Source organism: Enterococcus sp. AZ170, assembly GCF_050545135.1.
Taxonomy (GTDB): Bacteria; Bacillota; Bacilli; order Lactobacillales; family Enterococcaceae; genus Enterococcus_L; species Enterococcus_L ureilyticus.
The window spans coordinates 297,143-312,913 of sequence record NZ_CP172947.1 but is presented as its reverse complement, the minus strand read 5'-3'; the positions used below and the strand labels follow the sequence as shown (position 1 = coordinate 312,913).

The following is a 15,771-nucleotide window of genomic DNA, read 5'->3' as shown; positions in this document are numbered from 1 at the left end:
CTTACTTGCTGTTCACCACTAGTGTTCTTTCATAGTAAAACATCAAAATTTTTTCTTCTATTTCTTCTAACAGTAGAGAAAAATCGAAACTGTTTGAAAAAGAAGAGATAAAAATCACTTTCGCTTTTGGCTCTATTTGCTGTAGCTGAACATCGGTCACAATAACGTCGGGAGAAGCACTTTGATTTTCTACAAATTCAACTCTGTCACTAAAAATGAGATTAATTTTTTGGCGTAAAATGGGTTCTACGAATACCTTAGAATTTTGTATCAAAATCTTAACTTTCGGAAAGTCCATTTGCAGGAATTTCGTTAAAATGGTATAGACTACTAAATAGACGTAATCTGTCAATGTTTCTCGATTGATAGATTTTTTGATTTCTTTAAAAAACAGACCATATTCCGTCTGATCGATCAACTCACACATAAGATTTTGAACGCCCAGTTGAATTTTTTGTTCCGCTGTATCCGCATGATAATAACTTTTTTCATCGTAAATATAATAAAAAATTCTAGGATCAATAAAGCTGGTCTCAAATAGTAAGTGCATCATATCTATTTCTTTTCTTATTTCCCAATAAATCGATGAACTCGTTGTCTCTCGAAAAAAAGTAGTGATTATTTTATCAGTTAATAGATTACTGTATTTTATAAAGCTAAAATTCGTTTCATTAAAAAATTTGGGGTATTCCTCAATTTCAAATGACTCTTCATGTGATAAGCGTTCTTTATACAGCAAAAATAATACAGCACTCGTTTCATCCCAAGATTGTTGCTCTGTTCTATTCTTATGTAAATGAAAATAGTCAAAAAACAAGTTTGTATAAAGCCCCTCTTGAAATTGTGCTGACAGCTTGGATAGGATACTTTTCTCTATACTTTTTTTATGACTAAAGCGGACATTACAAATGTAAATTAATAAACAAAATTTATTCTTTTTAACACTGTCTATTTTATCCCACTCTTTGATATTGCTACTTAAATAATCATCAATCTCCTCATAACTATCTGTATCAAACGTCCAACTATTTAAAGCATTCGAAAAAAAGAGAAAAAAGAAATTCCTAATTCTTAACTCATCGCCTTCTATCTCATTGGTTCGAGTTAAGCTCAGCTCACATCGACTCAATATTTTCTGCAGTCTTCTTCGATGACGAGAGAATGTCGCAGGACTTATAAATTCTATATCGCAAAAAGTAATCGCATCGATTCTGTCCATCAAAAAAAGATGTTTGATCATTTTATACAATATAGATTGTTTTAAATGTTTATTACTAATACTTACTATATCTAAATTATTTGCATGCACACCTTGTATCGTCTGATTGGTATAATAAACTTCAAATTGTTCTTTTGAAACATCTAGTTCCTGTTCAAACTGTTTAATAATCATTGAAACAGTCTTTTTTGAAAGCTTTGTCGCCTTCCCTATTTCTGCTAAACTCACTTCTTTTCTTTGATTATCTACATAGCTTAAAACATTTATGCGTCTATCATAAACATCATCCAAAAAAATACGCACATTTATTCACCTTCTTTTTATCGATTTGATTTCTTTTTCCAACTTTTCGACATCGTTATTATCATAACTGTTTCTCATTTTTCTTTTTTTCCTTTTCTTCCTCTCGTTAAGAAGTTTTTGAAATAACATTTACTAATAATATAATATTTTTCTTTTTTTGCTTACGTAGTTAAGTCTCTTTTTTCGACAAAAAAAAAGAATCACACATTCTGAAAATTAATATTTTTCTGTTATAAACTCATTGAAATTCAATATTAACGGTTTTCTTCAATGCTATCACATCTTTAGAAGATCACTATTTTTAAGAAAAATTTTATTCTTATTTTTTTAAAAAAAGTTATATTCCCTTTATAAACAAGAGACTTAATTATACTTTCTAGCTTGTCAATCTTGTTCTAAATTTACTAAATAAATAATTTCTAAAAGTATATTACATGAAAAAATCAACTTTCTCTCTATCATTTTGTCCTCCAAATATCTCTTTTATTCTCTTTTTCTTTTTCTTCTTCCTGTAGAAATTTAATTGAAAGAACTTTTTTTTCAAAAACTATATAATGTATTGTTGCAAATAAATACATATTAGCGTTCGCTGTAAAAATAAACTTCCATCGAACGATAAGGAGACTTATTTAATTGAAAGTTAAAATATCACACTTATTTTGTCTATTCGTTTTAACCATCCTTCTCAACATAGCGTTTTCCCCGCGGAGCATTTACGCTGAGTCAGCAGATTTATTGAAAATGACGATCATTCCTAGAGGAGATGCAAAAACGGAGCAAGGCAAAGAGCAACGTCGAAATGCCCACACCTCTTTTGAATCCACAGGTATTTTTTTACCAAAAGATGAAGAAATCATCATTTATGTGGAAGAAATACCCGAAAATTTAGAATTACATGTTGGGCAATGGGGAAATTATACCAACGTTACCGGACTTACTGACGGGAAGCTTCAGTTCAATTCCGGAAAAGTCAAGCTACAACAAGGAGAGAATCGCTTTACCAATTCTTTAACCGGTGGAATGGTTTATCTCGTTAATTCCTCCACCACGCAAACAGTCCAGATCAGCTTATCTAAAAACATCAATGTTCCTTATTTTATCCAAGGCAAAACTTCTGTTGAAGATTTTAAAGCTTCATTAGAGCAGTTTAGTGATGTCCCTTTTATGGAATTCGTGAACGAAGATACGATTGCTACCATCAGGATGGATCGGGCTAAAGATATTTTTCTAAAAGATGAGCAAGTCGATCGCTTCATGAATTATGTGTCCCAAGCGATTCGTCTTGAAAATGATGCAGCAGGTCTTGATTTCAATGGTCTTGGCATTACGAAAAAAGCACCACAGCGGATTCATATCGCTAATCCTTCAGATGGTATCGGAAAATTTTATTGTACAGATTTCCATTTGGGGATGCATAGTGCTACAACAGGAGATAGAGAGGTCTTTAATTCTGGAGAAAATATGACAAACTGGGGGTTGTTTCATGAAATTGGGCACTCTTATCAAAATCCATTTTATACTTGGGATAATATGAGTGAAGTGACGGTTAACATTTATTCGGACTATGTCCAATCTCACCTTACTGGTAATAATAGTCCTTACGATGCAATCATGAGTCCAAATAATAAACATAATAATTACAGAGCAAAAGTCGCTCGTTATTTTACCAATATCCAAAATGATTCTTCCTGGACTATGGAAGCAGAGATTGCCAAATGCCCAACGGATTTTTATTTTGCTGCGTTAGGGATGTACGTTACTTTACCTAGAACATTCGGCTACGATTTTTACCCTGAATTGAATAAGCTTTATCGCGCAACGCCTGCAGTTGATTTACCAAGTACTAACGAAGAGAAAAAGCAATTTTTCATTATTATGGCTTCAAAAATAGCTAATCGAGATTTGACTCCCTATTTTGATTTTTGGCATTTTGCGGTAACTGAAGAGACGAAACAAACATTGTCAGCTCTTCAGTTACCACCTCTAGAAAAAGAAATTTGGAAAGATATCTTGGCAACAGAACAAGAAGAACAAGATGGCACTTATCGTATTTCGGAGAGTACTTATACGTTACCTTATGCAGATTTAACTGATACAACAGCTTCGATCAGGATCCCTTTTGAAGAGATGAATCGTTTTTCTTTAGAATCATACTTTTCTAATCTTCGTTCAGAACCAATCACATCTCCTGTTCGCTATCTAAAAAGTGATATTGCTGATCCAACAAATTTTGGTATCCAAGACGGATATGCCTATTTTGAAAATGAACGGATGATCAAAAATAGATTTAGTGTTCCAACACAAATCATGCCAAACAATACTTACGTCATGGCTGGTCAAAATGGCTCTTATGCTGCCTTAGATTATGACCCTAGTACAAAAGAACTTGTGGCTATCGGAAACCAAAAACAAATTTTGCAAAATATACCCAATAATATCTACCCCAAAGTAACAGTTTATAGCGCAAAAATGAAAGAAAAAAAGCTCTACGCTGAAGGATATGGTCGTGATACAGGTGTCCATTTTGCAAGTAAAATCAATACCTTTAAAGTAGCTGAAAATGATATTGTAGAAATCTATCATCGAGAATCCTCTAAACGTGTGTCTCGCTACATCAACGGCAAAAAAGTTACTACAAATAAAGATACGTATTATTACATTATTACGCCTAATGGCTGGAAAGAGCTTGATTTCGCGCCTGTCATCCAGTGGAAACCGACTGACTTTCCCATCGCCAAAACATTGATTCCACAAGATTTTATTGCTAGTTATGACAACCCAGTCACTGGTGATCTGACCTTTTCTTTTGGAACAACACTTCCTACAGAAAGTGTTAAACAAGGTCAATCGTTATCCAGTTACCTTAATCAGACCGTATCACTCACTGCTCAAAACAGTTTATTTGGTTCTGTTGGTAACTATCTAGCTCCATTCAACTATCACTTTGAGGATACCATCGTTCTTCCTAGACACGGAGGCTACGGTACAATGTTGACCTTTGATAAAGACAAGAAAAAACTCATTGCGCAAGGGGCTGATCCTTATACCATGAACGGATCAGATCCTTCAACAACGCCTTTGATCACGATTAAAGTAACTTATGCGAACCAAGAAAAACCACCTACAATGATCGAAGTAAAGAATAATACTCGAGCCAATGCCTTTACCAAGATGATTAATGATCAAAATATCGCTTTGGAAACAGGGGATATGATAGAAATAACGCATGCCAGAATCAATAAAGAAGCGATTTCTTTAGATCTAGATAGCCAACAATATGTTACAAAGGCGTTGACTGCATTTGTTGAAGGCAAAAAATATGAGGCTTTCAGCGGACCCACACAATACTTTTTAGTAACAGATACAGGATTAAACTTATACGAAACACCTGAAGCATTAGTTGGTACAGTCACCGTCAACTACGTCGATGAGCAAAATGACCCTATCCATACACCAGATGTTTTAAGCGGAACAATCGGCACTGCTTATACAACATCCCCGAAACAAATTGAAGACTACACATTAAAAGAGACACCTGAAAATAACACTGGACGATTTACTGTTGAGGAACAATCCGTTACTTATATATACACCAAAGAAGGCAAATTATCGCTAGATTTTGTCTCGCCGATCCACTTCGGCACGCACCCTATTTCAAAGGATAACATGCTTGTTACTGCTGAAAAACCGCTTGATGCTACCCACTATGTTCAAATCACGGATACTAGAACAATCCCTGGTGATTGGGTTTTACAGGTCCAGCAAAGCCAGCAGTTCAAAACAGCTAATAATATCCTTTTAGACGGTGCTCTATTGTCTATTTCGGCTATTCATGCGGAAGAGAAAACGGATCAAACAAAAATTCCCTCTATTATAAATTCAAATTTCACTTTGACGTTTGATGAAAAAGGCATCGGCTCTGTTCAAAATGTTCTTACAGCCAAGGCTGGTGAAGGCGGCGGAAGATGGCGGTTTCACTTTAACGAGCCGACAACAAATGTTCCTAGTATAGACCTGTTGATTCCTGAAGCAACAACAAAAACTATTGATTCTTATTCTAGTCAGTTGCTTTGGACCTTATCAACTGTCCCATAAGTTGTTTTTAGCAAAAAAGCCGACACGCTTTTACAATTCGTAAAAACGTGTCGGCTTTTTTTGCTTATTCTTTTAAACATCAGATTTTTTTTACGCTTTTGCGAATCTAATCATTCTGATTTTTTCTACATATCTACATCATAGTAGTAGTTTACTTCATATTCATTCCCATTTTTTAATACTTCAAAATCTTCGCGATCTATTTTCATCAGATCCCATTCTGTGAAGCTAAAATCATATAGATGGTCTTTTACTTTAAATGTGTCGCCAACTTCGATATCGTAAACTACTTCTTCATATAATTTATATTCATTTGTAGCCTGATCTAATACCCAATGTTTTGTTGTTACTGGTAGGGTAAATTTAGTCGGCGTTTCTGAAAAAATCACTTCATGTTTTCCGTTTGTTTTAATTTGACTGACTTCATTTTTATTTAGTTTGCTTTCTTGACGTGAGCCAATAATTTTAAGATTTTTAGGTGTTCCTTTCGCTACATCACCTAGTAATCCGCCTTGTTCGTTTAAAAATACATTGTCAGGTTCTGAAACCCATGTATAGTTCTTCATATTGCTCATATTGCGGGCAACACTCGTAAAGTCTGTAACAACTATCGGTACATCATCTGTAATTTCAAATGTTGGTTTTCTGTATTCTTCACGCACAACTGCACCTGAGTATGCACGCAGCATTTGTTTATCTGCATGTAAGGCAGATAAGGAGCTGTTGATATCAGTAGAAATACCAGTTATTGAACTGCCAGCATCTTCAGCTTGGATATGTGCAATGATTGAACGGGCACCAGAAACTTTTCCTTCCCCTACAACCGTTGCACCTTTCCATGCATAGATATCACGGTAAGCGTAAATTCCTGTACCTTCACTACTTGTTCCTTTTAATACAGCATCATTGTAAGGTTTAATATCATTTTCACTATAAACACCATAATTAGTACCGAAACCTTCAACTGTTCCGCCATCCATTTGAATTTCATTATGAACAAAGACACCCGTTCCGGCAGCAGTTGCGGTTACGTGACCTTTCCCATATTTTGTAAATTTGAAGGCTTTCAAATGATCTCCAACGTTAATCCCAATCTCTTCTGTTGTATTGACGTTCAATTCACCGTTTCCACGGAATTCCAAGGTTCTTTTAGCTTGAATTGCGCCCATATTAACAGGTTTTGTATTATTCAACGTAATCGTAATGATTTTTGAACTATACAATGAAGAATTCTCGTTTAGCAAAAATTCCCCTTTTTTTGTTGTCAATACATTTGTTCCATCCGCTTTTGTAGTTACGGTTGCATCGTAACCTTTCAAATCAGTGTTGGCTGTTAACAGTTCCGCAGCAGATGCTTTTTGCCCTCCTGCTACTGCTAGTAAACCTACTGATAAACCAACGAATAAAAGTCCAGCAACATTTTTAAGTTTAACCATGTTTTTCATACCTCTTTCTTTTTTTATTTACTGTCTCCAGTTCTTTTATTCTATCACATAAAATAACGATTTATTTATCTTGTTTTTCGTTAAAATGATAATTTTTTGAAAAAACAATGGATTAAAAACGCTTATAAATAGCAAATAAACTCATTTCTGCCATTATTTTATTTTATTTATAAAATTAAATAAAATAACTAAAAATAAGTTAATTCGCTATTTGATTATTGGTACTCCTTTACAAATTTTCTGTAAGAATCGTTACACTCGATAATCCATGGTTAACCCGTAGATTTTCTCTAATACGCCAAACTCGTTATACTCTACTCCAAAACTTTTCCCAAACAAATGCTTTTTTTGGCCTTCATGAAAATCTTCATAAATGACAATATCTTTGCCTTTACGTTTCTCTTGATCTGCCGTCTCCTTTTTAAAATTCTTCAACAATTGCTCTAAATCGTCTAGTTCCAAAAGAGTTCCTAGCTTTTTCAGCGTATCATCTAAATTTTTACCATTATATTTTTCATTAGCTGTTGCGTTATACAACTCGATTCGTTGATTAGACAGTCTTACCTTTTTTTGGTCTTCTAAATAATCATATTTCGCTGTCACTGTTCCATAAGAGGAATATTGACCTTGCAGGTTCTTGAATTTTATTTGACTGCTGAAGCGTAATTCTCTTTTCGTTGCATTAATAGTAAATTCTTCTGGTTCTTCCACAACATCGTCTAGTAAAAAATCTGTTTTAATCAATTCACGGGCTTTATCAAAAGAGGGCAACAGCACTACATGAAATTTATTTTCCAAATCGTCTTGTGCTTGTTTCTCATCCATTACCGTGTAGTTATACTCTCCAAATGGTTTTGATCGATCTGACCACCATGTAAAGGCAGCTTCATTTTTAGGTAGTTGTTCGTTTGCTGTTGATTGTGTTTTTTGTGTACATCCTGCTAAGCTAAATCCAATCGTCACTAGGAACAACCAAATTGTCCATCGCTTCATAGACGCCCTCCTATCTTTCAATGGTTAAACTCATTGGCTCATCGCTGTTCACTTGCCCCTCATTCACCCGAATAGTGATTGTCCCTTCGGGTTGAAGCGTATAAACAACTGCACTTTCTATTGATTCGTTTGCTGGTAATCGTTGTTTATTTTGTTTTAATAAATAATCCAGCTCTGTATCATCTGCCTTGGGCTGCTCTGTAATAGCTAAATGTTCTCCCGCCTCGGTTACAGAGAACATTTGCTGCCATTCATCGACTGGAATCAAGTCTTCTGAGGTCTTATTCGTGATTACATATCGTAGAATCAACTGATTTCCTACAATCTTATTTCCTGTCAGTTGAATCGCAACACGCTGATTTTCTAACTTCTGATTATTTTTTGCGCCTTTTTGCTGGCTGCTGCTCGTAAGCGTTTGACTGCCGCGCAATTGTTTTAAGGTTTTCACCGATTCATAAATCACTTGTTTTTGTTTCTCAGCACTATTATCTCTTGGTCGATAAAATTGAAAATTCACAAGATGTGTTTTCGTAGTAACAAAATACATATCCAACCAAACTGCTTTCTTTTTATAGACACTAGGCATTAAATAGTGAATCGCAGGCAGACCATCAACGTCAAAGCTTTCAACTTCTCCTGCCTCTAATTTATAAAACGCAAGCAAGCTTTCTTTCGTCTCCTGTTTTAATTCTTGTTCATCAAGAGGTTTACTGGGTTGAGCACGAACAAACATCTCTGAACGACTGTTGCTATCTTCCGCACCAAATACCGCAGCTTCATTAAAGGTTTCTTTGTACTCTTTTTCGACTTTCCAGCCTTTCGGAAGCTTAAAACTGTATTCACTGTCATCTGCTGTGAAAGTCTCATTTGCTTTTTCCAATTGGCCTTTTTGACATCCTGTTAAGGTCAGGAACAGTAGGCCACTAAAGATCAGCGCTATTATTCGTTGTTTCATTTTACTGCCTCACTTTGTCGCTTTTTACGCCACCATAAACATCCGCTAAAAATCAAGATACAGCTACCAAATAAACTCGCTCCTAGTACAAATCCTTGAGGTAAAAAGATAAATTCAATATCATGTTTACCAGCTGGGAGTTTTACAGATAAAAAAGCATCCTTAAATGTAGTAATTTCAGCAGGTTCTCCATCAATCAAGACTTTCCAACCACGGTCATAAGGAATCGTGGTTAATAATACCTGCTCTTTATTCAGAGAAACCGATGCCTTTGCTGTTCGCCCTTGTGTTTGAATCTCTATACCTTTTTCTTGCATCTTTTCTGCAGCTGTTTTAAAGCGTTCCGTATTAAGAAAAACAGCATCTGGTCGATACAATTCTACTTTCTGTTTTCCTTCTGAAAAGGCGGCTGTCACTTCCACTGTTGTCGGTTCATCATAATAACCCAGATTGTAATACTGACCCGTATTGATCAATCCCGTTTTCCGACTAACTCCGTCCACTCTTAAATCGACATTGACACTGACTGCTTCGGCCATATCTTTTGCTACCAAACTTAAATAGCCTTGTGATTTTGCTGGAACGGTGACTAACCAGGTAACTTGTTTTGGCAACGCGGGTTCTTCCTCTGCAATCGTGAGCGTTTTGCCTTCTGTTACAATTGCATTTTCAGTTTCAATCAAAGCTGCTTCACCAAAGCTAAAAAGTTCGCCTTCCATGCCGGAAAGATGATTAAATAATTCTGTTTGGTTTTGAACGGCCGTCGGCTCATAAATTTTGTCATCTGTTAAAATTCCTAAAGGTAATGCATACTCGTTTTCATACAGCGTATACTCCCCTGCACTACTGACTTTTTTGTACCCAAATTTCATCAAGTCATCTTTAGCCAAGTTGTATTTCATACCAACAAGTGTATCTGCCAACAAGGTATTATTTACATATTCAATCGTCAAATTGGTCCCTAAAGAACGGAACCCCAGTGCATTTAAATATTGCGAAGAGTGGCGATTACGAATCGACGAAAACATTGACACGCCATGGGAACCAAAATTAAAGCTAGTATTCAATGACTCAACATCTAAATTTTCTAATCGGAAAAATGACTCTTCTTTTTGATTGGTTTGTTCAATTAATTGCTTTGTTTCCTCATAATTTTTTGTGTACAATATCCGCGAGGGATAGCCCCAATCGGATAAAATACCGACAACCATCGAACGAGCATTGTAGCCAGCCTCACCGATCATCAGGATCAGCAAAACGACTGGAATCCATTTTTTGACTTTATATTTTGACACCCATAATAACCAAATGCTTAAATAAATCAGCAACAGTCCTATTGTTAAGATCAATGACTCCATGGTGATTACATCGTAGCGTTTCTTATTAGAGAAAAAAACAAACAGCAGAAAAATCCCAATGATTCCCAGCACACCGTTCACCAAGCGATCACTGTCTTCTTTTTTAAAGCGTTCAAGTCCATACCCTGCAAGTAAAATCACTAAAAAGGAAACTAAGAAACTAAAACGGAATAAAAACATATTCGGTACATGTAATCCATGCCAAAATAGGTTCAGAGGATATACATAAACACTCGCAATCAATAATAAAAACAAACTACCATAGCCTATTTTTTCTTTCCAAGCCACTTCCTTACTCAAAAAGTAATAAACACAAAAAACCAACGGAATTAATCCAATATAAATAAAAGGCATACTTTCATATTTAGACGTATCGTAAACACCTACCATATTCTTAGCAATAAAGTCCCACGGTCCCGTATCTGGTGTAAAAAAAGTATACATCGGACTCAAGCTTTCACCATTCGTCCGCAAATCGATCACGGCTGGCAATACGGTGATCATTGACGCACCACCTGCCAATAAGGACGTACCTAGATAGGATAAAAATTGTCCTTTATACTCTGACCAATTGCATAACGTACGGATTATCGCATAGAGAAAAGTGAATACGCCGACCATAAATCCCATATAAAAATTTGAAATAAATAATAAAAGGTAACTGCTAAATAAAAGCACTGGTTTTTTCTGTTCAAACAGGCGATGAATCCCCCAAACAATCAAAGGCAAGTAAACAAATGTATCTAGCCACATAATAACGACAGAATAACCAACTGCATACGACATCAAGGCATAAGAAATACTTAATCCTACAGTTAACCAGCGATCAAGTTTGAAGGTATGTTGGGCAAAAAACCAAAATGAAAGTCCGCTAGCGCCAAACTTCAATAATGTTAGATAATAAATCGTATCAGGCATCGTTGCATTATCAAACAACCCCACAAGAGGAGTAAATAATCCATTCAGATAATAAGCTGCTAAGGCCCAATAATTTAGTCCTAGTGAGCCTGACCAAGTATAAAAAATGCTTTGTTTGCCTTGAAGGACATTTTTAAAACTAGCATGAAAATTGGCATATTGTGCAAATGAATCTGTGGCTAGGATACTTCGTTCACTCCCTGGATAGATGCCGATAGAATAATAAGCAACGATCATCAGTACGACAGGTATGCTAAAACTCAAAATCATCGCTGGATAGTGTTGTCTCATAAAAGCTCGAATAGTTTTCATTTGGTTTCTCTCTTTCTTTCAATCTTCTTAGTGCACAATGCCCATTTTTGAAAATGGATAATAGCGATAAAGAACAACACCTTCAATTTGCGCTTTGTCGATCAAACCAAAAACACGACTATCATCTGAATGAAGACGATTATCCCCTTGAACAAAATAACGATCTTTAGGAATCCGTTCATATTGATGAAGTTGGTTCATCACCGCTTCAGATACCATGATCTTGATTGTTCCATCTGGTACCTCAGTAGTTAAATCAACCTTCTCTTTCTTTTCATTTTCTTTTGGTAATAAAAATAATGCATTGCCCATCAGCTGAATCCGATCTCCAGGCATCCCGATAATTCTTTTTACATAAGACTCATTTTTGATATTTTTAGGTTCAAACGTAACAACAGCATAGCGACTAAGCGTACTATTAGGAGAAATCAAGATCCGATCATTCGTTTGAAAGGTTGGTTCCATTGATTGTCCATCTACTCGATGTGTTGAAAATCTCAAGAAAAAAAGGACAATAACTGTCAATAATACCAGTAGCCAAATTGTTTCTTTTTGTTTGAGAGACCGTAAAACTTTTCCGCCTATTTTTTCCAAAGTCTTCTTTAATGATTTCTTTTTGCGGCTGGAAGATACAGGCCGTTTCTTTCTAGGTCTATTTTCAGCATACGTTGGTTGCATGTTCTGCTTCTTTTTAACTCTTTGTTTTTTCCTCTTGGGTTGTTTTTGTTCATTCATTTCTGTTTCCTCAACTCTTATCAAAACTGACGCATCGCATGGATCGGGAAAATCCTTGCTTTGACTACTCCAGTGATATTTTTTTTCTTAACAAACCCGAAATAGCGACTATCTGTTGCGTATAAACGATTATCACCTAACACAAAGTAACTATCTTCTGGTACCCGATCCACTTTTAAAACTTCTTTTAAGGTGAAATCAGCTGTTTGGGGCTCTTCTGAAAATTCTGATAATGTCGTAGACAAAAATCGTTCTGGAATTTCTTCGCCATTAATAAACAAGCTACCTTGTTGATAATATAGTTTCTCACCAGGGAGACCGATTACTCGCCGAATCATTCCGTCCTCTTCTTTAGGGCTTTTAAATGAAACTAGACTAAATCGACGAATGTCACTTTTCTTTGAAACAAACAATCGATCTTGATCATTGATCGTCGGGGTCATTGAATAGCCCTCAACCTTTGGTAATTGAACGGTGAACCAAAGTACGAGACTAATCAACAACACAGAAATCAGTAGCGTTATAGAAAATTCTTTCAAAAAAAACATTTGCTTAGGTTTTCTTCGTTGCTGTTTTCTTCGTTTACTTTTTTGACCCCTCGGCTTTTTCTTCGATCGATCATTTTTTCTCGCGATTTGTTGTTTTTTCTGATTTCGGGTCTGTTCTGTGTTGGCTTTTCGAGGTTTTTTTTTCTTATTTAGAGCAACTTTTCGCTTGTTCTCATTAGACAATCCTTGTTTCTTTGCACCCACGTTCAGCACCTCTGATCGTCATCCTTATTTTTTCTTTTTTAGCGCTCCTTCATTGACACCAAAACGTTTAAAAACTTTATTTTGACTGTCATGCGCCTTCTCAAGATCTTTTAAATAAGAAGCAGCCGTTTCTTCTTTTTGCAAACTTTCTACGGTTTGACTATTTAAATTGACGCCTACTTCTCTTAAAAGCGTGTAGTGCCTATTCAATAGCGTTTGCCCATCTTCTTTCAAATTAGGGGAAGATTTACGTGCGCCATAGCTTGCCAGACGAGACGTGATTTCTTGAATATTTTTGATAGATTTTTGCGGATTTTCACCTGCTTGTATATTGCTTATTTGAATTTTCGCATCCTCTAGTAAATAATAGCTTTGCACCAATGCTTCGGAATCTTCTCCTTGCAAATGATTTTGTTGATAATTCCGCGAATAAAATCCGCCACCTAAGCTCACTCCTGCTAAAAGAAACAGAATTACGCTCCATGTACGCTGATTTTTCTGTTTTTTTGCTAATTGTTTCCGTTGTCGTAAAAATACTCGCCGCTTTTTTTTGTTCTTTGGAGGACGCTTCATTTTCATTTTTTTGTACTTCCGGCTCGTTCGAAAGAAATTGAACACAAAAATAAATGCGAACAGGAACAAAAGAAGCGCGCTGGAAAGCAGAACAACAAATGACCAGTCTAATATACTCATACTTCTTTTTTCCTTTCTGCTCTGTTAATTTCTTTGAGCCTTATTTTTTTTCTTTTTACGTTCCGCTCTTTTCTTTGCTTCTTGCTTTTTACGTACCATACGCACCATGAAAAAGATCACTAAAATAAGAACAAATGCACTTCCCACAGCGATTGCTACCAGCATCCAATTGATTCCTTCTTCTTGGACTAGTTCTACATCCTGCTTATTGTATTTATCTGCCTCTTCATCTGTGATCGTAAATGCTTGTTCCCAGTTCCATTTACGCTCACCTGCCGTAGCTACTATTTTCGCTCGATAGTCACCCGCAACCATTTTTTCCCCATTCATTGAAATTGGAAAATCAACTAGGCTATTAGGCGCGACACGCATATTCGCTTTTTTCGTATCATACAATACAGTATCTGCATCTTTTTTCATGATTTGTGCTTCTAGAGTCAACTCTTCGAGGTAAGCTGCTTCTACATTTGAAAAATTAATGAAAATACTGTTACGATAATTATTCATTCCAGCATACACATCATTTAGTTCTAAATTAGGCTCTACTACTTTATCTGTTTCAGCCAATACCATTCCGACCATAAATGCATATTCATTGATTACACCTTTTTGTTCTTTTCTAGCTTTCTCGTCCACCTTTTTTTTCAACTGGATACCGCCAGAAATAACACCGTCAAAACTTGCTTCTGGCATCGTTATCGCAAATTCTACAGGTATAGTACTTTTCCCTGGTATGGTTACAGTTTCAGGCGCTTTAACAATGTCAATAAAGTCATATTTTAGCGATTTATCATTATCGATTTTACTTGGACCATATTCGATGACGCCATTTCCGTTGGTTTTTGCTCCATTTAATGTAATAACTACCTCTACAGGTTCTTCTGATTCATTTGAAAGCTGGATTTGGACTGTTTGCTTTTGTCCTGGGTTCATCTTCAAATCAAAATAACCGACTTCTTTATTGATCTGATTTTCCGGTTGAACAACTTTATAGGTAAAGCCTAACGGACTTCCTCCTGCTCCTTGCTTTTCAGAGGTTTCCTCTGCATATGTTGGTGTTGCTGTAAAATAACTAATGCCTGCTATGTATAAAATAATAGTGAAAATGAGTGCGATTCTTTTTTTCATCCTATTGTTGTCCCTTCTTTCTAATTATAAAAGAAGGTTCCCGGCTCGGTGAACCGGCGAACCCTCCTGATTGATTCTTATTTATGTTTTAGATTGTTTCTGATAAAGTCCAAGTAACAACAGCATTGTAGTCACCAGCACCGACTGCAGAAGTTTTTGGAATGTTTAATGTTACTGATTCCGCTCCAGTCGTTTTGTCACCAAAGTTCAATTCAAATTGGCCATAACCAACACCATCAACACCAGTGTTTTCAATGAAATCAACTGTGTTAGATGAAGCAGAATCAATATTTCCACCAGCAGTGTTCACGCCATTTGGATTTAATTCAGGTGCACCTGTTTGAGTAATTGCTACGTTTTTATACGTAATGTTAGCACCTTTAAGTTCTACACCCTTTTCACCAGCTGTTTTGAAGTTTTGTGATAATGTTGCTGATAATTTATAAGGATGTGCTTCTTGTGTACGTAAATCTTGATATTTAACAAAGTTTTGTACGTCGAATGTTTCTGTTCCTTCCGCTGGATCTACAGTGTTAGCGTGGAACATTGAGGCATTATAGTCACGTTTGTTTGTTGCAGTTAAAACATCGTGAGATTCAAACTCAAGTGGTGTTACAGCGATGATCCCAAATACACCTGGGTTTGTTACGCTTGGTAAGTTAGTGATTGTTGTTCCATCCGTAACCCCTGGATCTGTTGGGATAACGCCTGATGTACCAGTATCAAATGTAAATTCGATATGACCAGTACCTGTTTTTGTGTTGTCTACCGCTTTTGTTGTATTCGGTAAAGCTAAAGCTACTCCTGCTGCTGCTACTAAAGCAGCGCCGCATAATTTGTGTGTTAATTTCATTTGTATTTCCTC

11 protein-coding genes are annotated in these 15,771 nt (G+C 36.0%); 1 reads left to right on the top strand and 10 read right to left on the bottom strand.

Going from position 1 to position 15,771, the window contains the following annotated elements; genetic code table 11:
* Nucleotide 1: 1 nt before the first annotated feature.
* Complete coding sequence (locus tag IGJ55_RS01465) at nt 2-1,522, bottom strand: helix-turn-helix domain-containing protein (RefSeq protein ID WP_069641090.1); 1,521 nt, start codon at nt 1,520-1,522, stop codon at nt 2-4.
* A 633-nt stretch (nt 1,523-2,155) separates the two neighbouring features.
* Here IGJ55_RS01465 and IGJ55_RS01460 point away from each other — a divergent pair.
* Nucleotides 2,156-5,617 (top strand): M60 family metallopeptidase, encoded by a 3,462-nt coding sequence (locus tag IGJ55_RS01460; protein ID WP_430607169.1) that lies wholly within the window; start codon nt 2,156-2,158, stop codon nt 5,615-5,617.
* A 125-nt stretch (nt 5,618-5,742) separates the two neighbouring features.
* Here IGJ55_RS01460 and IGJ55_RS01455 read toward each other — a convergent pair whose 3' ends face one another.
* The 9 genes from IGJ55_RS01455 to IGJ55_RS01415 all read right to left on the bottom strand — a co-directional run bounded on the left by IGJ55_RS01455 (nt 5,743) and on the right by IGJ55_RS01415 (nt 15,759).
* Nucleotides 5,743-7,053, bottom strand: a complete 1,311-nt coding sequence (locus IGJ55_RS01455) for a carbohydrate-binding domain-containing protein (RefSeq protein ID WP_207120363.1) — start codon at nt 7,051-7,053, stop codon at nt 5,743-5,745.
* Between the two features lie 261 nt (nt 7,054-7,314).
* Nucleotides 7,315-8,055 (bottom strand): hypothetical protein, encoded by a 741-nt coding sequence (locus IGJ55_RS01450; protein WP_069641087.1) that lies wholly within the window; start codon nt 8,053-8,055, stop codon nt 7,315-7,317.
* Nucleotides 8,056-8,065: 10 nt separating this feature from the next.
* Nucleotides 8,066-9,010: a DUF5067 domain-containing protein gene (locus tag IGJ55_RS01445; protein WP_207120362.1), complete on the bottom strand. Its 945-nt coding sequence runs from the start codon at nt 9,008-9,010 to the stop codon at nt 8,066-8,068.
* The gene (locus tag IGJ55_RS01440; protein ID WP_429951141.1) at nt 9,007-11,598 is read right to left on the bottom strand and encodes a YfhO family protein; all 2,592 of its coding nucleotides are present in this window, start codon (nt 11,596-11,598) and stop codon (nt 9,007-9,009) included. The genes IGJ55_RS01445 and IGJ55_RS01440 overlap by 4 nt, the downstream gene beginning before the upstream one ends.
* A gap of 27 nt (nt 11,599-11,625) precedes the next feature.
* The gene (gene lepB / locus IGJ55_RS01435; protein WP_207120360.1) at nt 11,626-12,333 is read right to left on the bottom strand and encodes a signal peptidase I; all 708 of its coding nucleotides are present in this window, start codon (nt 12,331-12,333) and stop codon (nt 11,626-11,628) included.
* A gap of 20 nt (nt 12,334-12,353) precedes the next feature.
* Complete coding sequence (gene lepB, locus IGJ55_RS01430) at nt 12,354-13,085, bottom strand: signal peptidase I (RefSeq protein WP_429951145.1); 732 nt, start codon at nt 13,083-13,085, stop codon at nt 12,354-12,356.
* Between the two features lie 24 nt (nt 13,086-13,109).
* Nucleotides 13,110-13,664: a hypothetical protein gene (locus IGJ55_RS01425; protein WP_083244416.1), complete on the bottom strand. Its 555-nt coding sequence runs from the start codon at nt 13,662-13,664 to the stop codon at nt 13,110-13,112.
* Between the two features lie 138 nt (nt 13,665-13,802).
* On the bottom strand, nt 13,803-14,906 hold the full coding sequence (locus tag IGJ55_RS01420) for a DUF916 and DUF3324 domain-containing protein (RefSeq protein WP_430607168.1): 1,104 nt from the start codon (nt 14,904-14,906) through the stop codon (nt 13,803-13,805).
* Nucleotides 14,907-14,994: 88 nt separating this feature from the next.
* Entirely contained in the window at nt 14,995-15,759 is a 765-nt protein-coding gene (locus tag IGJ55_RS01415; RefSeq protein ID WP_430607166.1) for a WxL domain-containing protein, read from the bottom strand.
* Nucleotides 15,760-15,771: the final 12 nt, after the last annotated feature.